Origin of the sequence: Streptomyces massasporeus, assembly GCF_014648995.1 — a bacterium.
GTDB classification, from domain to species: Bacteria; Actinomycetota; Actinomycetes; order Streptomycetales; family Streptomycetaceae; genus Streptomyces; species Streptomyces massasporeus.
This window is the reverse complement of sequence record NZ_BMSE01000007.1, coordinates 174964-192759: the sequence shown is the minus strand read 5'-3', so window position 1 is coordinate 192759 and position 17796 is coordinate 174964. Positions and strand designations below refer to the sequence as shown.

Genomic DNA, 17796 nt, shown 5'->3' with positions numbered 1-17796 from the left:
GGTCTGCGGGTCTGCGGGCCTGGCGCGGCCCTGCGCGCTCCTGAAATAGGGTGGGGGCGCTCACTCTCGTCACCCGAACTTGGAGACACGCATGGCAGCCGGCCTTCCTCCCGCCATGGACCGACCGCACTTCATCGGGATCGGTGGGGCCGGCATGTCGGGGATCGCGAAGATCCTCGCGCAGCGCGGTGCCGTCGTGGCGGGCAGTGACGCCAAGGAGTCGGCCACGGCCGAGGCGCTGCGGGCGCTGGGGGCGACCGTGCACATCGGGCACGCCGCGGAGCACCTCGCCGACGACGCCAGCTGTGTGGTGGTGTCGTCGGCGATCCGGCAGGACAACCCCGAGCTGGCCCGCGCGGCCGAGCTCGGCATCCCCGTCGTGCACCGGTCCGACGCGCTCGCCGCCCTGATGGACGGGCTGCGCCCGATCGCCGTCGCCGGTACGCACGGCAAGACGACCACGACGTCGATGCTGGCCGTGTCGCTGAGCGAGCTGGACCTGAAGCCCTCGTACGCGATCGGCGGCGACCTGGACGCGCCCGGCTCCAACGCGCTGCACGGCGAGGGCGAGATCTTCGTCGCCGAGGCCGACGAGTCGGACCGCAGCTTCCACAAGTACGCCCCCGAGGTCGCCATCGTCCTCAACGTCGAGCTCGACCACCACGCCAACTACGCGTCGATGGACGAGATCTACGCGTCGTTCGAGACGTTCGTGGACCGGATCACCGACGGCGGCACGCTGGTGATCGCCGCCGACCACGAGGGCGCCCGGGAACTGACCCGCCGCGTCCGGGCACGCGACGTGACCGTGGTGACGTACGGCGAGTCCGACGACGCCGACGTGCGCGTCCTGTCGGTCGTGCCGCAGGGTCTCAAGAGCGAGGTCACCGTGGTGCTGGAGGGGCAGGAGCTGACCTTCACGGTCTCCGTCCCCGGCCGGCACTACGCGCACAACGCGGTCGCCGCGCTGGCGGCGGGCGTGGCCCTCGGGGTCCCGGCGGCCGACCTGGCCCCGGCGATCGCCGCGTACACGGGCGTGAAGCGGCGGCTCCAGCTGAAGGGCGAGGCCGCGGGCGTCCAGGTCATCGACTCCTACGCGCACCACCCCACCGAGATGACCGCCGACCTGGAGGCCATGCGCGCCGCGGCCGGTGACGCCCGGATCCTGGTCGTCTTCCAGCCCCACCTCTTCTCGCGGACCCAGGAGCTCGGCAAGGAGATGGGGCAGTCCCTCGCCCTCGCGGACGCCTCCGTCGTGCTGGACATCTACCCGGCGCGCGAGGACCCGATCCCCGGCGTCACGAGCGAGCTGATCATCGAGGCGGCCCGGGCCGCGGGCGCCGAGGTGACGCCGGTGCGCGACAAGGCGGACGTCCCGTCGGTCGTCGCGGGAATGGCGAAGCCGGGTGACCTCGTTCTCACCATGGGAGCGGGCGACGTCACCGACCTCGGCCCGCACATCCTGGACCGTCTGTCGAACTGAGGGGCTGGAGTCTCATGCCGTACGACGTGGAGAAGCCGGACGAGCAGTGGCGCGCGGAACTGACCCCGGGCGAGTACGCGGTCCTGCGGCAGGCGGCCACCGAGCCGGCCTTCACCGGCGAGTACACCGACACCAAGACCCGGGGCGTCTACTCCTGCCGCGCCTGCGGCGCGGACCTGTTCACCTCGGACACCAAGTTCGAGTCCCACTGCGGCTGGCCGTCCTTCTTCGACCCCAAGGACACCGACGCGGTGGAACTGATCGAGGACCGGTCGCACGGCATGGTGCGGGTCGAGGTGCGGTGCGCCCGGTGCGGCTCGCACCTCGGGCACGTCTTCGAGGGCGAGGGGTACCCGACGCCCACGGACCAGCGGTACTGCATCAACTCGATCGCGGTGCGGCTCACGCCCGACGCGAACTGAGCGGGTCCGGGTTTTCCTCCGGGCGGACGGCCCGGAGGAAAACCCTGATCCGCTCGCGGCGTTCCTCGTCTGCGAGGAGGTCCGAGTCCAGCAGACCGGTCGCGGAGTCCGCGCACCGCGTGCAGACCGCTGTGAGCCGCTCACCCAGCGTCACACGCTCCCCGCCCGTGGTGGACCGCATCCTCGTACGCACCGCCGCCGCGTGCCGGTAGAGCGCGGCGACATGCTGCTCGCGGGCGCCCACGTTGCCCGAGTCGTCCGCGCACACCCGCCCCAGGTCCTCGGCGACCGAACGCGCGGCGCTCACCGGGTCCAGTCCGCTCCGGTCCTTGGCCAGGACCGCCTTCACGACCAGCGTGCGACGGTCCCTCACGGTGTCGGCATCCGTCTCCGCGCCGCGCTCTTCCGGTGAGGGCCGCGCTCAGCGGCGGATCCGGCACTCCGTCTGTGTGAGGCGCTTCGTGTCCCCCGCGGTGCGCCTGCACAGCTCGTGCGTGTCGGAGGTGCCGTCTTCGCTGCGGCGGACCTCCTTGAGGACGATGCTGTGCCCGGTGCGGTCGCCGTACAGCGGGGCGCCGGTGAAGTCGATGGTGCCGGTGGCCATGCCCTCGATCTTGACGCTGCGCAGGTTCACCCAGGTCGAGGCACGGCTCTGCGGCCGGTCGCCCCGGGTGGCCGCCCAGAACAGGGCACGCGTCGCGTCATGGGCGAGGGCGGTCTGGCCGCTGGCCAGGGCGGGGCTGTCGTAGCGCAGGCGGTGGTCCCGCAGTCCGGGCAGGTGCTTGGCGGCGTCCAGGTAGAAGGCCGTTCCGGTGGCAGCCTTGCGCAGCTCCGCGAGGGCCGCGTGGTACAGCGTGACCTTCGGCGCGACGGACTGGCCACCGCCGGCGAAGTCGGCCTTGGACAGGTCGTCGCCGGTGAGGATGGCCAGCGGCCTCCCGGCGCACCCCGGTTCGGTGCCCAGCTGGGTCATCAGGGGATCGATGTCCTCCACCCGGCCCGCGAAGTAGATGACGGAGGGGACCCGGCTGCCCCGGCAGATCTCCTGGGCGTGCGAGCGGAGTTCGGGTTTGCCGCCGGTCAGGGTGTAGCGGCGCTGAGGGAGCGAGGTGAAGCCCTGTCTTCGCAGCATCTCCTGGCCGTAGCGCGCCTGTTCGTCGGTGTAGAGGTCGTCGGTCTTCGCCGTGTCGCGGGCCAGGACGAGGGCGTGCTGCCGCCGGTCCGGGGTGCGCAACTGGGCGGCGATCAGTCCGAGTTGCCGGGTCTGCCACTCGTCCGTGGCGGCCAGGCTGAACCAGTTGGCGAACTCGCGGGGCAGATAGGTCGCGGAGTTCGTGCCCGAGACGACCGGCAGGCCGGCCTCCATCAGGGTGCGGGTCGTCGCCCGGCTCGACTTCAGGTCGCGGCCGGTGCCGACGACCCCCACCACGGTCGGGTCGTGGGCGGCGTACGCGGCGATCGACTCGGCCATCTCCTCCTGGTGACCCAGGTCCACACCGCCGTTGGCGATCAGGACGCGCAGCTTCACGCTGGAGTTCTCGTTGATGACGGCCTGGGCCAGATACACGCCGGCCAGTTCCTCGGCGCCCTTCACGAGGGAGGAACCGGCCGAGGTGTCGGCGCTGAGCGGCCCGGCGTAGACGACGGTGACGTACGTGCCGGCGTGGCCGTCGAGGACCTTCGCGTTCTGCCGGGCGATGCGGTCCTCCAGGTCGGCCACCGTCCAGGGCGTCTCGTCGTCGGCCGTGAGCGCCTTGACGTCGTCGCCGGGCTCGGGCGCGGGCAGCCAGTCGGCGAACCGGAGTCCGTCCGTCGCTATGCCGATGCACTCGGTGCGGCCGTCGGGTGCCTGCTCGCGCCGGGTGTCCCGGTTGGCGGTCAGCACGGACGCCGAGCAGTACCGGTCGTGCAGGGCGTCGGCCCGCATCACGGTGGCCGCGGACAGCAGGGCGATCACCAGGACCAGGCTGTGCAGGGCCCACACCAGCCGGGCGAGCGTCGGCCGGGCGGAGGCCCGCAGATGGTGGCGGCCCTCCTCGAGGGGACCCAACTGGTCGTGCGGCAGCGGGATCTTCATCGCCCACGGCAGGACGGACCGCTCCTGGCTGGGCGACTGTTCGGCGCGCAGGTTGCGGCCCCACTCCCGGTACCAGGTGCGCAGCCGCACACCGAACGTGGGCGGCGTCGCGTCCGGGGCGGGCACCGTCTGGACGACACTGCGCTCCAGGCGCGGCACGTCCTGCGTGCGCACCGCCGCGACCACGAGCAGCGGGTCGAGTTCACTGCGCCGGCTGCGGACGTCGCTGACGGCCCGGATCAGCTCGATTCCGCCGTTGCGGTCGTCCGCGTGGGGCAGGAACAGCATCGGCGGGCGCGGCCGTTTGAAGCCGCGCAGGTCCCAGCTCCAGCGCCGGTGGTTGTCCCGCAGGTCCTCGCGCAGCGCCAGCACGCACAGCTGGAGGTGGAAGTCGCCGCCCGCCCTGAGCGCCTCGGCCACGTCGTAGGCGCGTGCCGCGATCGCCTTCCAGGAGCGCACCGGCCGCAGCAGCGACACCTCGGTGGACTCCTCCTGGTCCGCCGCCCTCAGGAAGGTCGTCGTCAGGAACCAGCGGCTCTCGCGGCGCAGCCACAGGAAGATCGGCGCCCGCCCCGGCAGGGCGTAGTTGAGCACGGTCAGCAGCAGCAGGAAGACGAGACCGGCGCCGACCGCGACGTACCACTCGCTGCGGGCCAGCAGCGCGGCGAGCACGGTCACGAGGCTCGCCGGGAGGATGTGGGCCATGTCGAACAGCGGCAGGCCGGAGCGCCAGCGCGCGGCGTTCTTCGGCCGCCAGCGCTGCTGCGCCAGCTCGTCCAGCAGTCGCCGATGCTGGTCCTGCCCGGCCTCGGGGCTGCCCGGGGCGGGCGAAGGCCAGCTGTCGCCGAGTGCCGTGACCGCGTCGTCGATGGCGTGCACCAGCCGCAGCCGGGGGAACGCGTAGCGCCGGTAGAGCGCCTTCGGGCCGCCCCACTTGCGCGGGTCGCTCAGCGCCCGCACCAGGGCCGCGGCCCGGCGCACCTCCGTGGAGCCCTCGTAGGCGTCCTGGACCACCGCGCAGCGCGTGCCGTGCGCCTCCTGGCCCGCGTGCAGCTGCCGGACCAGCCCGGCCACCGCGTCGTCGTCCCGGCTCTCCTGCGCGTGCACGACGAACACCGGCATCGGCGGTTCGGTGCTCCTGCGGAAGTCCTGGATGAGGATCTCGAGCTGGTTCTGCAGATGGCGCCCGGCGTCGCTCTCCGGCATGCCGTCATGGCCCCCAGGGCAGTCCGGCGGCGTGCGTTCGGCGTTCACCATGGGTAACCCCCGTTAACCTTCGGCGACCTACGAGGTTAACCGCTGCGGATGTTGTGGGAGTGGGTGACGCGCGAACTCTTGTTCCGCCCCGGTCATTGACGCTGCCCTGCCGGATCCCCACACTGGCCTGACTGCGTAGTCAAGCAAGCCCTTTCCCTCACTGAGGGATGGGTGACTGCGTAGTCCATGCCGCCGTCCGCCACGCCCGGGGGAGCCCTCATGACGACGACCGGAGCCGCCGGCGGGCGGCGTCGCCGCGGGCCCGGGATGACGGAGGTCGCCCGGGCAGCCGGGGTGTCGCAGAAGACCGTGTCGCGGGTCGTCAACGGCGAACCGCACGTCAGTCCCGAGGTGCGCGACCGCGTGCTGAGGGCCGTCCGCGACCTCGACTACCGCCCCAACACCGCGGCACGCGCCCTGCTCCTGGGCCGCTACCGGCGTATCGGCGTGGTCTCGCTGGGCAGTTCGCTCTACGGCCCCTCCACCCTGCTCATCGCCCTGGAGCGGGCCATGCAGCGGGCCGGGTACTCCGTTGCCCTGGCCGGCACCCTGGAGGGGCAGAGCATCTCGGTCGCCGTGGACGCGCTGCTGGAGCAGGGCGTGGACGGGATCGTGCTGTCCGAGCCGATCGACGACGGCACCCCGCTGCGGCTCACCGCGCACGTGCCCGTGGTCAGCCTCGGGGAGGGCGTCGAACTCGCGCCCGGTGCCGGGACCGTGGTCGGCGCCGACGGCGTCGCGGCCGCCCGGCTCGCCACCGAACACCTGCTGTCCCTCGGCCACCGCACCGTCTGGCACATACCCGGCCCGCAGGACTGGTGGGCCGCCCGCGACCGGCTGCGCGGCTGGCGCGAGGCCCTCGCCGCCGCCGGGGCCCCCGAGCCGCCGCTGCCGTCACCGGGCGACTGGAGCCCGGACTCCGGATACGCCGCCGGCCGGCAGCTCGCCCGGCTCGCCGATGTCACGGCGGTGTTCGTCGCCAACGACGACATGGCCATCGGCGCCCTGCACGCGTTCGCCGACGCCGGCCGCGCCGTACCCGGTGACGTGAGCGTCGTCGGTTACGACGACATCCCCGCGGCCGCCCACCTCTTCCCGCCGCTGACCACCGTCCGGCAGAACTTCGCCGCCGTCGCCGACCGCGCCGTCGACGTCCTGATCGCCCTGATCGAGGGCCGCCCCGCACCGGCCGGACCGGCCGGACGGGCGGTCGAGCTGACCGTACGGGCCTCCACCGGGCCGGTACGCGACCCGGACCCCGCGCACCCCCGCCCGTAGCCGCGCCCATCCACGTGAGGAGTCACGTGTCGTACCCCCCGGCAGCACCCGCCCCACCGACCCGCCGCGCCCTGCTGCGCGGCGCCCTCGGCCTCGGCACGGCCGCCGCCCTCTCCGCCTGCGGCGGCGGCAGCACCACGCTCCGCACCTCCGGCGACGTCACCCTCGGCCTGTGGACCCACGACCCGGGCTACGAGACGTTCTTCGAGAAGGGCATCCCGGACGCCGACCGCACCGGCGACTTCCGCTACCACCTGAAGGTCACCCGCGCCGGCGCCCCCGACATCGTCACCAAGCTGCTCGCCCAGGCCGTCGCCGGACGCGGAACACCCGACCTCGTCGGCTTCGAGATCGGCAGCTTCCCCCGCATGCTGCGCGGCGACATCGCCGAGCGGCTGCTGCACGACTTCACCCCCGACATCGAGGCCGTGCCCGGGCTGAAGGAGGACCTGCTGCCGGCCCGCACCGCCCCCTTCAGCCGGGACGGCCGCGTCTACGCCTTCGACTCGGACACCCCGATGGTCGTGTACTTCCACCGCCGGGACCTCTTCGAGAAGTACGGCCTGCCCGAGTCCATGGCGACCTGGGAGGAGTTCGCCGAGGCCGGTGCACGGGTGCACCGGGACCACGGGGCGTCGATGTGCGTCGTCTCCACGGTGGGCAGCGACCCGGGCCAGGTCGTGCAGTCCTTCCAGATGCTGCTCTACCAGCGCGGCGGCGCCTTCTTCGACGCCGACGGCGCGCTGGTCCTGGACTCGCCGGAGGCCGAGGAGGTGCTGCGGTTCCTCTGCGAGGGGCTGCGCAGCGGTTTCGTCGTCGAGGTCTCCGACTACTACGGCGCCGGTATGCAGACCGCGCTGAAGGCCGGCCGGGTCATCGGACTGCCCATGGCCATCTGGTACAAGAACTACGGCCTGGTGACCAACGTGCCCGAGCAGAAGGGCAGATGGCGGGTGCGGGCGCTGCCGCGGTTCGCGGGCGGCGGCGGGGTGACCGCCGCGCTCGGCGGCACGGGGTTCGGCGTCGTGGAGGACAAGGCCAACACCCGGGCGGCGACGGAGTTCCTCTTCAGGACCTGGCTCACGCACGAGGGGCAGGTGCGGCGGTTCACCGAGACCGGGTATCTGCCCACGCGGCGGTCGGTGTACGAGGATGCGCGGCTGGGTGCGTACGAGGACGACTTCTGCGGGGGGCAGCGGCTGTTCGGGCTGTACCGGTCGCTGCTGCCGGATGTTCCGCCGTTTCATCAGAGCCCCGACCAGTCGATTCTCTACGACGTGCTCGGGGGGAATCTGCTGCGGGCGTATCACGGGGATCTGTCGCCACGTCAGGCGCTGAAGCAGACGGCTGCGGATTTTCGTGATCAGGCGGGGCGGTGAGTCGTGTGCGGCGCCGCTGTGGCTTGTCGCGCCCACGCGGCGGAGCCGCACATCGACATTGCCCCGCGCCCCTCGATGCCCGCTGCCGGACTCGGCGTATGAGGAGTAGCCCACTATGACCACCACCGTTGCCGGGCCGCCCGGCGCTGCCCGCGCGCGCAGCGCCCCGAAAGAGGAGGAACGGCGCCCCCGCCGGTCCTGGGCGCCCTACCTCTTCATCTCGCCCTTCTATCTCCTCTACGCCCTGTTCATGCTGGTCCCCGTCGGTGTCTCGGTGTGGCTGAGTCTCACCGAGTGGGTCGGGCTCGGGGCACCCCGCTGGGTGGGGCTGCGCAACTACCGGCTGCTCGCCACCGACATCAGCTTCCACCGGGCTCTCGGCAACACCGCCGTGTTCGTGCTGGTCGCCGTCTGTCTGGTCGTCCCGCTCGCCCTGCTCATCGCCCAGGCGCTCAACACCCGGGGGCTGCGCGTGCGCGACCTGTGGCGGACCGCCTACTTCGTGCCGATCGTGGTGTCGCCGATCCTCGTCGCGCTCGTCTTCGGGCTGGTCTTCGACCGGCAGTTCGGGCTCGCCAACGCGGTGCTGCGCGCCCTGTTCGGCTCCGGCGGTGTCGACTGGCTCGGCGATCCGGACCTGGCCAGGGTGAGCATCGCCCTGGTCATGCTGTGGCGCTGGACCGGCTACCTCACCGTCTTCTTCCTCGCCGGGCTCCAGAACGTGCCCCGGGAGCTGTACGAGGCCGCCGCCCTCGACGGTGCGGGCAGGCTGCGCACGTTCACCACCGTCACCCTGCCGGCGCTGAAGCCGGTGACGGCGTTCGTCGTCGTCACCTCCTTCATCTGCGCGGCCCAGATCTTCGAGGAGCCGTATCTGCTCACCGGCGGCGGACCGGCCGAGTCCACCCTCTCGGTGACCATGTTCATCTACCGGGCCGCCTTCCAGCGCCAGCAGTTCGGCTACGCGGCGGCCGCCGCCGTGGTGCTGTTCGTCCTCGTCTTCGGTATCAGCCGGCTCGTCAACCGTCTCCTCGGCATCGGGAGGGCCGCATCGTGACACGCGCCCGCCTGCCGCTCTACGCCTTCCTGATCCTGCTGCTCGTGGGGTTCCTCGCCCCGCTGGTGTGGGCGCTGAGCGGCTCGTTCAAACCGCGCGGCGAGATCTTCGGCTACCCGCCGGAACTTCTCCCGGACCCCTTCACCCTGGACAACTACCGCACCCTGCTCACCGAGCAGTCCTTCGGCCGCTGGTTCCTGATGAGCACGGTCGTCGCCGTCGTCGCCACGGTCGTGTCCGTCTTCGTGTGCGCGCTCGCCGGCTACGGCTTCGCCAAGTTCCGCTTCGCGGGGAAGCAGCTGCTGTTCAACGTCATGTTCAGCTCGCTGTCGATACCGTTCGCGGTGATCCTCGTGCCGCTGTTCGTGATCCTGGTGAAGACCGGGCTCGGCAGCCCCTGGTTCGCGCTGATCGTGCCGTGGGTGGCGCCCGCGTTCGGGATCTTCATGATGCAGCAGTACATCGTGCAGTCCATCCCGGACTCTGTGCTGGAGGCCGCCCGGATCGACGGGGCGAGCGAGTTCGGCGTCTTCCGGACCATCGTGCTGCCCCTGCTGCGGCCCTCGCTGGGAGCACTCGGCGTCTGGCAGTTCCTGCAGAGCTACAACAGCTTCCTGTGGCCGCTGGTGCTGGTGTCCGACAGCTCCCAGTACACCCTGCCGCTGGGCCTGCAGACCCTGTTCGTGTCGGAGCAGCGGCAGTACGACCTCGTGCTCGCCGGAGCGGTCCTCGCCGTCCTGCCCGCCGTGGCCCTCTTCGTGCTGCTGCGCAAGCAGCTCCTCGAAGGGCTCTCCACGGGCGCGGTCAAGGGCTGACGTCCCATCAATCCCTCTGGAGAAGAGACATGTTCGAGCTGCCCCGGCGCGTGCTGTTCGGTGCCGCCTACTACCACGAGTACCAGCCGTACGACCGCCTCAAGGACGACCTCGACCTGATGGCCGAGGCCCGCTTCACCGTCATCCGGGTCGGGGAGTCCGTCTGGTCCACCTGGGAACCCGAGAACGGGCGTTTCGACCTCGACTGGCTCCAGCCGGTCCTGGACGGCGCCCACGAGCGGGGCATCTCCGTGATCCTCGGGACGCCGACGTACGCGGTGCCGCCCTGGCTGGCCCGCCAGTACCCGGAGATCGCGGGCGAGTCCCGCACGGGTGAGCGCATCGGCTGGGGCGCCCGGCAGGAGGTCGACTTCACGCACCCCGCGTTCCGCTTCCACGCCGAGCGGATCATCCGCAAGGTCGCCGAACGCCACGCGAGCCACCCGGCGGTCATCGGCTGGCAGGTCGACAACGAACCCGGCCTGCACCTCTTCCACAACCACGGCGTCTTCCAGCGCTTCACCGACGAACTGCGCGCGCGGTACGGCGACGTGGAGACCCTCAACCGTGCATGGGGCCTGGTCTACTGGTCGCACCGGCTGTCCACCTGGGCCGACCTGTGGACCCCGGACGGCAACGCCCAGCCGCAGTACGACCTGGCCTGGCGGCGCTTCCAGGCCCGGCTCGTCACGGAGTTCATAGCCTGGCAGGCGGACATCGTGCGCGAGTACGCCCGTCCCGGCCAGTTCGTCACGACGTGCATCTCCTACGACCGCCAGGGCGTCGAGGACGACAGGCTCACCGACCGCCTCGACGTCACCGCGGGCAACCCGTACTACACGATGCAGGACGCCCTCGCGCTGCCGGACACCGGCGCCGGCGGGCAGCACTGGACGACCAACGGCACCTGGGCGCTGTACCGCAGCGCCGACCGCATGTACTCCTCCCGCCAGGAGCCCTTTCTGGTCACCGAGACCGACGCGCAGGCCATCGGCGGGCCGTGGGACAACCGCCCCGCCTACGACGGCCAGTGGCGCCAGGCGGCCTGGGCGCTGATCTCCCGCGGCGCCTCGATGATCGAGTACTGGCACTGGCACACCCTGCACTTCGGCGCCGAGACCTACTGGGGCGGGATCCTCCCGCACAACGGCCGCCCGGGCCGCGTCTACCGCGAACTGGCAGCACTGGGCGAGGAGTTGGAACAGGCGGGCGACCTCGTCTCGGCCCTCACCCCGGACGCCGACGTGGCCTTCCTCTACGACGGCCCCAGCAAGTGGGCGCTCCAGGGCCAGCCGCCGCTGGCCGACGCCGACGGCGGCCCGGACGGGAGGTCGTACGAGAGGATCTTCGACGCGTTCTACCGGGGGGCCTTCGACGCCGGGCTCCAGGCCCGCGTCCTGCACCCCGGGCAGCTCCCGGACGCCGAGCTGCCGCCCCTGCTGGTCGTCCCCGCCTACTACGCCGCCGACGACACCGTCCTCGACCGGCTGCGCGCCCACGCCGAGGCCGGCGGCCATCTCGTCCTCGGACCCCGCACCGGCTACGGCGACACCGAGGCCCGGGCCCGCACCGACCTCCAGCCGGGCCGGCTGGCCGAGGCGGCCGGGGTGACGTACGACGAGTTCAGCAACCTGCGCGACCCGCTGCCCGTCACCGGCACGGACCTGCTCCCCCTCCCGCCGGGCGCGCACGCCCTGCACTGGGCGGACGGGCTGTCGCCGCGGGGCGCCGAGACCCTGGCGGCGTACGAGCACCCGCACTTCGGCCGCTGGCCCGCCGCCACCACGCACCGCCACGGCGCGGGACGCATCACCTACGTGGGCACCGTGCCCGACCCCGCTTTCGCCCGGGCGCTGTTCGACCGGTACGCCCCGGACGGTGCCTGGCGTCCCGCCCACCCGAGCGTCACGGCGACCTCGGCGACCGCCCGGGACGGCCGCCGCGTGCGCTTCCTGCACAACTGGTCGTGGGAGGAGGTGTCCGTACCGGTGCCGGCGGCCCTGCGGGACGCGCTGTCGGACGCCGTGTACGCCGACGCGGTGCCGCTCGGACCGTGGGACGTCAAGGTGCTGCGGGAGGAGTAGTCCGAGCAACCATCCTTCCGGCCCGGGGAGTTCCGGCCGCCGGTTCGCTGGGCATCGTGTCAGGGGCGTGGGCCGCGCCGTCCCGGAGGGGGAGCGGGCGGGCCGTGCCGTCCGGGCGAAGGGATGAGAAGCCATGACGTCACCGCTGCCCTCGGGAGAAACGCTGCCGCAACCGGTGCTGAACCCGCCGGCGTCGGTCGCGGTGTTCCTGGTCGCCACGATCGAACCCGGCGGGGAAGGCGCCGTACGGGAGGTGCTGGAAGCGCTGGCGGGCCTGGTGCGGTCCGTCGGCTTCCCCAGCCCCGACGGCGGGCTGGGCTGCGTCGCCGGGGTCGGGTCCCGGGCCTGGGGCCGGCTGTTCGGCGGTCCGCGGCCCGCCGAGCTGCACCCGTTCCGCGAACTGGCCGGGCCCCGGCACCACGCGCCGTCCACCCCCGGCGACCTGTTCCTGCACATCAGGGCCGCCCGCACCGACCTGTGCTTCGCGCTGGCCGCCGAGCTGGTGCGGCGGCTGCGCGGCGCCGTCACCGTGCGGGACGAGACGCAGGCCTTCTCCTACTTCGACTCGCGCAACCTGCTCGGCTTCGTCGACGGCACCGAGAACCCGGTCGGGCAGGCGGCGGCGGACGCGGCGCTGGTCGGGGAGGAGGATCCCGCCTTCCGGGGCGGCAGTTACGCGCTGGTGCAGAAGTACCTGCACGACGTGGACGCGTGGGACGCCCTCGCCGTCGAGGCGCAGGAGAAGGTGATAGGCCGCACCAAGCTCACCAACCTGGAACTGGACGCGCCCGGTTCGCACAAGGACGTCAACACCGTCCTCGGCTCCGACGGCGCGGAGCAGAGGATACTGCGGTCGGCGATGCCGTTCGGCAGGCCCGGGCACGGGGAGTTCGGCACGTACTTCGTGGCCTACGCGCGCACGCCTGGCATTCCCGAGACGATGCTGCGCAAGATGTTCCTGGGCGGGCCGGGCTCGGGCCCCGATCCGCTGCTGGACTACTCGCGCGCGGTCACCGGAAGCCTGTTCTTCGTACCGCCGTCGGGCTTCCTGGAAGACCTGCCGGACAGCTGACCGGCGCCACCGGCTCACGCCGCCGCGACCCCACCCGCCCCCGCCGCCGGAAATCCGGCACTGCGCAGCACCCGCCGGTCCGCGTCCACCGCGAACACCTCGCAGTTCTCGCGGGCGGCCGCCCATCCGGCGCCCTCCCTGCCGAGGGCGAACGCCGCCGTCGCGACCGCGTCCGCCTCCGTCAGGGTCGGGGCCACCACCGTCATGCTGAGCAGGCCGGTCGCGGGGCGGCCGGAGCGGCCGTCGAGGATGTGGTCGCCGCGTTCGTAGCGGGCGGAGGTCGCCACGGCCCGGTCCGTGACGTCCAGGACCGTGCAGAGCCGGTCGGCGTGCTCGGGATGGCGTACGCCCACGCGCCAGGGGCCGCCGGAGGCGATCACGTCGCCGCCGGCGTTGAGGCAGAAGCGCGTCGCACCGGCCGCCGAGAGCAGGTCCGCTCCCTTCTGCACCGACCAGCCCTTCACCACCGCGCAGGGGTCGAGGCGGCGGCCCGGGAGGCGGACGTCGAAGGCGCCCCCGGTCGCGATCCGGTACTCCTCGCACAGGTCCAGGACCTCACGGAGCCCCTGACTCGGAGCGCGCACCTCGCCCCGGTCCAGCCGGGACACCTCGCTGTCGGGGCGGAACGGGCTGAACCGCGCGTCGACCTCGCGCAGCCAGGCGAACAGGTCGTCCACCGGTGTCCCGGGGAAGTCCTCGTCGTCGATCCGCACCGACACCGGGAACCCCATGACGTGCTCGACGCGGCCCATGCCCCTCAGCCCCTCGCGTCGATGGCGGCCTGGAGCGACTCCTTGTAGCCGTCGCTGGTGACGGTCGCGCCGGACACCGTGTCGATGTCGGCGCTCTGCGCCTGCAGCGTCTCCTCGATGAGCCGGGGCACGGCGGCCGTGGTCTGCGGGTGGTCCGGCTGCCGCAGCATCCGCACCGAGGCGATCCTGTCGCCGTCGAACGTGACCTCGACCTGCACCGGCCCCTTCTCGGTGTCGACGGTGGACCCCGACACCACCGTGGAGGTGGTGCCGCCCGACGACGACACCGAGGGGGTCGAGGCAGGCGCCGTGGCGGCCGACGCCGACCCTGTGTCGTGCGACGGGGCGTAGCGCCAGAGCGGGATCAGGCCCGCGACGCTCAGGACGAGGACGGGCAGGGCTCGTTTCACGACGGTCTCCTCGTCATCCGGCCAGGCTGAAGCGTTCGAAGTGGGTCTGCGGTCCCGGCACGCCCAGCTCGCGCAGGCTGCCGAGGACGGCGTTCATCATCGGCGGCGGACCGCACAGGTAGACGTCCCGGTCGGCGATGTCCGGCACCAGCCGGGCCAGCTCCCGCGGCGCCAGCCGGTCGGGCACGGCCGGGCCGGTGACCAGATGCAGTTCGGCGCCCCGGGCGAGCGCGAGGTCGCGCAGTTCGTCGTGGAGGACGGCGTCCCGGTCCGTGGACACCCGGTGGATCACGACCGCGTGGCCGTGCAGTTCCTCCAGCAGGGCCCGGATCGGTGTGACACCGACGCCACCGGCGATGAGCACGGCGTCGGGGCGGGTGCGGTGCAGGGTGGTGAAGGCGCCGTAGGGGCCCTCGGCGAACACGCGCGTGCCGACCTTCAGGTGCCGCAGGGCCGCGCTGCCGTCACCGGCCCGCTTGGCGGTCAGGCGGAGGGTGCGGCCGTCGGGCGCGGCGGACAGGGAGAACGGGTTCGCCTGCCACCAGCGGTCCTTCGTCAGGAACCGCCACAGGAAGAACTGCCCGGCCCGGGCGGGCAGCCGGTCCAGGTCGCGGCCCGTGATGTAGACCGACACGACGTCGTCGCTCTCGGGCACGACCGCCGTCACCCGGAGCCGGTGACGGAGGTTGCGCCGCAGCGGCAGCACCAGCCGGCCCGCGCACACCGAGGCCAGGGCCATGCCCCACACGCCGTACCAGTACGCGGTCGCCACCGGGGACGAGGCGAACGTCGTCCCCGCGGCGACCTGGTGCGTGAACGCCAGCACCACCGCCACGTAGGTGTACAGGTGGATGAAGTGCCAGGTCTCGTACGCCAGCCGGCGCCGGGCGTAGCGGGCCGAGACCGCGCCGACCACGAGGATGATCGCCAGGGCGACGATCGCCCGCAGCACGCCCTCGACGGTCTCGGCGAGGTCCACCAGCTGGTTCACCGGGTCCAGCGACGAGGACCGGGCGTAGCCGAAGACGATGAACACGGCGTGCGACAGCAGCAGCCACAGCACCGAGAAGCCGGTCCAGCGGTGGAAGGACGTCAGCCGGTCCATGCCGATCCGCCGGTCGAACCACGGCAGCCGCGCCACCAGCAGCAGCTGGAACGCCATGAGCAGCGCCGCGTACAGGCCGGTCAGCCGGCCCAGCACGATCAGCGCGTTCGAGGCGAAGCCCGCCTGCGCGAAGAACACGGCCACCACGACGGCGTTCGCCAGCAGCACCGCGTACAGGCCGGTGCGGCCCACCACGGAGGGGCGCACGCCCGGGCGGGTCGCCACGGGGGGTTGTCGGAGGGTCGTCACGGTCGGCAGCTCCTTGATCGGCTCCTGGGACACCGAGCTTGGCGCGGGGGAGCTGTCGGGAAGCTGTCGCTCGACTTTCGAGTTTTTATCGATCCCGCGGCGAGGAGGCACGCGGCTATGGCGGCACGGGACCCGTGCAGCACTATGAGCTCGTGGAAAAAGTACGACTTCTCGTCGTCGACGACGACCCGCCCATCGCCGATCTCGTCGCGACCGTCGCCCGCTACGAGGGCTGGGAGGCGGTCACGGCGTACACCGGTGAGGACGCACTGAAGCGGGCCGCCGCGTTCCACCCGGACATCGTGGTGCTGGACCTGATGCTGCCCGGCGTGGACGGCTTCGGCGTCCTGGACCGGCTGCGCGCCTCCGGCACGATGGTGCCGGTGGTGTTCCTCACCGCGCGCGACGGCGTCGCCGACCGGGTCGCCGGCCTCACCCGGGGCGGCGACGACTACCTGGTCAAGCCGTTCGCCGTGGAGGAGTTGATGGCCCGGCTGCGGACCGTGCTGCGGCGCAGCGCCGGCCCCGCCTTCCAGCGGTCCGTGCTCCGGGTCGGCGACCTCACGATGGACGAGGACACCCGGGAGGTGCGGCGCGGCGCGAGGCTGCTGTCGCTGACCCCGACCGAGTACGAGGTGCTGCGCTACCTCATGCGCAAGTCGCCCACCGTGCTCACCAAGGCGCAGATCCTCGACCACGTGTGGGAGTACGGCTTCGGCGGCCGCTCCAACGTCGTCGAGCTGGTCGTCAGCCGGCTGCGCCGCAAGCTCGACGAGACCGACGACGGCGGCGCGCCCCTGATCCACACCGTGCGCGGCTTCGGGTACGTGCTGCGGCAGGCCGCCGAGTGATCGCCCGGCTGCGCCGGGCCTACCGCCGCATGCGGCTCGGCACCCGGCTGGCCCTCGGCCTCGGCGCCCTGTCCCTGGTCGTGTTCGCCGTCGTCGGCACGGCCCTGACCACGTACATGCGGGACTACCTGTCGGCCCAGCTCGACACCCAGCTCGCCCAGGCCCAGATCGCCCAGTCCAAGAGCATCGCGGACTACGGCACCCTCTCGGGCAAGAAGTACTACAGCTGGTTCTACGCCGTGTACGACGTGTCGGACGGCACGCCCGAGCTCCGCAGGCCCGAGGACCCGGCCGACCTGCCCAAGGACGTCGACGACTTCACCTCCCTGGCCCGGGCGCAGACCGCTGCGCACACCGAACTCCTGCGCACCGAGCACCTCAGGGGCGCGGGCTCCTACCGGCTGCGCGCCTGCCAGGTCGAGCCCGGCGTGGTCCTGGTCAGTGCCGCGCCGCTGGAGGACATCGAGGACACGGTCGGGCAACTGATCACGATCCAGGTCGTCACCTTCGCCCTCGCGCTGCTCGCCCTGGTCGTCTTCGGCCGGCGGATGCTGCGCCGCGGCCTGAAGCCGCTCAGCGACATGGCGTCCACCGCGCACGGCATCGCCTCGCACGACCTGACCGAGTCGGCGGCCCGGCTGCCGCTGCGCGCCGACGGCCGGGACGGCGGGCCCGAGGTGGACGAACTGCGCACCGCCTTCAACACGATGCTGGAGCACATCGACGACTCCCTCGCCGTGCGCGCCGAGGCCGAGCAGCGGCTGCGCCGCTTCGTCGCCGACGCCTCGCACGAACTGCGCACCCCGCTGATGTCGGTGCGCGGTTACGCCGACCTCTTCCAGTACGCCGCCGCGAACGCCCCCGAGGAACGCGACCGGCACCTGGCCCGGCTGCGCGCCGAGGCCGCCCGCATGGGCATCCTCCTGGACGACCTGCTGCTGCTCGCCCGGCTGGACGCGGCTCAGGTGGAGGCGCCGCTGCGGTTGCAGGACGCCGACCTGGTGGAGCTGGTGGGCCAGGCCGCGGACGCCTTCCGCGCGGGCCGCCCGGACCATCCGCTGACGGTCCTCGCGGGTCCGGGGCCGGTGCCGCTGCCGATGGACCCGTTGCGCATCCGGCAGGTCGTCGACAACCTCCTGACCAACGCCGCGGTGCACACCCCGGCCGGCACGAAGGTGTCGGTGGAGGTGGCCGTCGCGCCCGGCGCCGCCGAGGTGCGGGTCGCCGACACCGGGCCGGGCATCCCGCCGGACGACCGCGACCGGGTCTTCGACCGCTTCTACCGCGTCGACAAGGCCCGCAGCCGCGACCGCGGCGGCAGCGGGCTCGGTCTCGCGGTCGCCCAGTCGCTGGTCCGCGCCCACGGCGGCCGCATCGAGCTGACCAGCACGCCGGGAGCGACGGTGTTCACCGTGCGCCTGCCCGTGAAGGACGCACGCCCTGCGGACCGGTGAAAGGCGCCCTCTAGAATCGTCCGGAAACAGCCCGTACGACCATGGCCAACG

15 protein-coding genes are annotated in these 17796 nt (G+C 72.5%); 10 read left to right on the top strand and 5 right to left on the bottom strand.

The window, feature by feature from the left end; translation table 11 throughout:
- Positions 1–91: 91 nt before the first annotated feature.
- A complete protein-coding gene (gene murC / locus IE153_RS18275; RefSeq protein ID WP_189590745.1) occupies positions 92–1483 on the top strand; it encodes a UDP-N-acetylmuramate--L-alanine ligase in 1392 nt (463 codons plus the stop codon).
- A 14-nt stretch (positions 1484–1497) separates the two neighbouring features.
- Complete coding sequence (gene msrB / locus IE153_RS18270; protein WP_030838861.1) at positions 1498–1905, top strand: peptide-methionine (R)-S-oxide reductase MsrB; 408 nt, start codon at positions 1498–1500, stop codon at positions 1903–1905.
- Here msrB and IE153_RS18265 read toward each other — a convergent pair.
- Complete coding sequence (locus IE153_RS18265) at positions 1886–2278, bottom strand: hypothetical protein (RefSeq protein WP_189590744.1); 393 nt, start codon at positions 2276–2278, stop codon at positions 1886–1888. The genes msrB and IE153_RS18265 overlap by 20 nt on opposite strands.
- A 48-nt stretch (positions 2279–2326) precedes the next feature.
- Positions 2327–5188, bottom strand: a complete 2862-nt coding sequence (locus tag IE153_RS18260; RefSeq protein WP_229829039.1) for a type 1 periplasmic-binding domain-containing protein — start codon at positions 5186–5188, stop codon at positions 2327–2329.
- Positions 5189–5458: 270 nt separating this feature from the next.
- Between IE153_RS18260 and IE153_RS18255 the strand changes: the two genes are divergently transcribed.
- The 6 genes from IE153_RS18255 (at position 5459) to IE153_RS18230 (ending at position 12924) form a co-directional block, all read left to right on the top strand.
- Positions 5459–6517 (top strand): LacI family DNA-binding transcriptional regulator, encoded by a 1059-nt coding sequence (locus IE153_RS18255; protein ID WP_189590742.1) that lies wholly within the window; start codon positions 5459–5461, stop codon positions 6515–6517.
- 26 nt (positions 6518–6543) lie between these two features.
- Entirely contained in the window at positions 6544–7896 is a 1353-nt protein-coding gene (locus IE153_RS18250) for an ABC transporter substrate-binding protein (protein WP_229829038.1), read from the top strand.
- Between the two features lie 115 nt (positions 7897–8011).
- Complete coding sequence (locus IE153_RS18245; protein WP_189590741.1) at positions 8012–8953, top strand: carbohydrate ABC transporter permease; 942 nt, start codon at positions 8012–8014, stop codon at positions 8951–8953.
- A complete protein-coding gene (locus IE153_RS18240) occupies positions 8950–9768 on the top strand; it encodes a carbohydrate ABC transporter permease (RefSeq protein ID WP_189590740.1) in 819 nt (272 codons plus the stop codon). The genes IE153_RS18245 and IE153_RS18240 overlap by 4 nt, the downstream gene beginning before the upstream one ends.
- A gap of 29 nt (positions 9769–9797) precedes the next feature.
- Entirely contained in the window at positions 9798–11852 is a 2055-nt protein-coding gene (locus IE153_RS18235) for a beta-galactosidase (RefSeq protein ID WP_189590739.1), read from the top strand.
- 133 nt (positions 11853–11985) lie between these two features.
- The gene (locus IE153_RS18230) at positions 11986–12924 is read left to right on the top strand and encodes a Dyp-type peroxidase (protein ID WP_189590738.1); all 939 of its coding nucleotides are present in this window, start codon (positions 11986–11988) and stop codon (positions 12922–12924) included.
- 14 nt (positions 12925–12938) lie between these two features.
- Here the strand turns inward: IE153_RS18230 and IE153_RS18225 are convergent, their stop codons facing one another.
- From IE153_RS18225 to IE153_RS18215, 3 genes are read right to left on the bottom strand one after another with little or no spacing between them, the layout of a single operon-like run.
- A complete protein-coding gene (locus IE153_RS18225; protein ID WP_189590737.1) occupies positions 12939–13676 on the bottom strand; it encodes an FAD:protein FMN transferase in 738 nt (245 codons plus the stop codon).
- A gap of 5 nt (positions 13677–13681) precedes the next feature.
- A complete protein-coding gene (locus IE153_RS18220; protein WP_189590736.1) occupies positions 13682–14086 on the bottom strand; it encodes an FMN-binding protein in 405 nt (134 codons plus the stop codon).
- Between the two features lie 13 nt (positions 14087–14099).
- Positions 14100–15386 carry a ferredoxin reductase family protein gene (locus tag IE153_RS18215; RefSeq protein ID WP_435812002.1) on the bottom strand — a complete coding sequence of 429 codons (1287 nt, stop codon included), beginning with the start codon at positions 15384–15386 and terminating at the stop codon, positions 14100–14102.
- A 206-nt stretch (positions 15387–15592) separates the two neighbouring features.
- Between IE153_RS18215 and IE153_RS18210 the strand changes: the two genes are divergently transcribed.
- Both IE153_RS18210 and IE153_RS18205 read left to right on the top strand, forming a co-directional pair.
- Positions 15593–16291 carry a response regulator transcription factor gene (locus IE153_RS18210; RefSeq protein WP_189590734.1) on the top strand — a complete coding sequence of 233 codons (699 nt, stop codon included), beginning with the start codon at positions 15593–15595 and terminating at the stop codon, positions 16289–16291.
- Positions 16288–17745, top strand: a complete 1458-nt coding sequence (locus IE153_RS18205) for a sensor histidine kinase (protein WP_189590733.1) — start codon at positions 16288–16290, stop codon at positions 17743–17745. Before IE153_RS18210 ends, IE153_RS18205 begins: the two co-directional genes overlap by 4 nt.
- Positions 17746–17796: the final 51 nt, after the last annotated feature.

Bases quoted from the DNA above. Each gene is read 5' to 3' on its own strand.
- murC (WP_189590745.1), top strand. From the start codon at position 92: ATGGCAGCCGGCCTTCCTCCCGCCATGGACCGACCGCACTTCATCGGG.
- msrB (WP_030838861.1), top strand. From the start codon at position 1,498: ATGCCGTACGACGTGGAGAAGCCGGACGAGCAGTGGCGCGCGGAACTG.
- IE153_RS18260 (WP_229829039.1), bottom strand. From the start codon at position 5,188: ATGCCGGAGAGCGACGCCGGGCGCCATCTGCAGAACCAGCTCGAGATC.
- IE153_RS18255 (WP_189590742.1), top strand. From the start codon at position 5,459: ATGACGACGACCGGAGCCGCCGGCGGGCGGCGTCGCCGCGGGCCCGGG.
- IE153_RS18245 (WP_189590741.1), top strand. From the start codon at position 8,012: ATGACCACCACCGTTGCCGGGCCGCCCGGCGCTGCCCGCGCGCGCAGC.
- IE153_RS18235 (WP_189590739.1), top strand. From the start codon at position 9,798: ATGTTCGAGCTGCCCCGGCGCGTGCTGTTCGGTGCCGCCTACTACCAC.
- IE153_RS18230 (WP_189590738.1), top strand. From the start codon at position 11,986: ATGACGTCACCGCTGCCCTCGGGAGAAACGCTGCCGCAACCGGTGCTG.
- IE153_RS18225 (WP_189590737.1), bottom strand. From the start codon at position 13,676: ATGGGCCGCGTCGAGCACGTCATGGGGTTCCCGGTGTCGGTGCGGATC.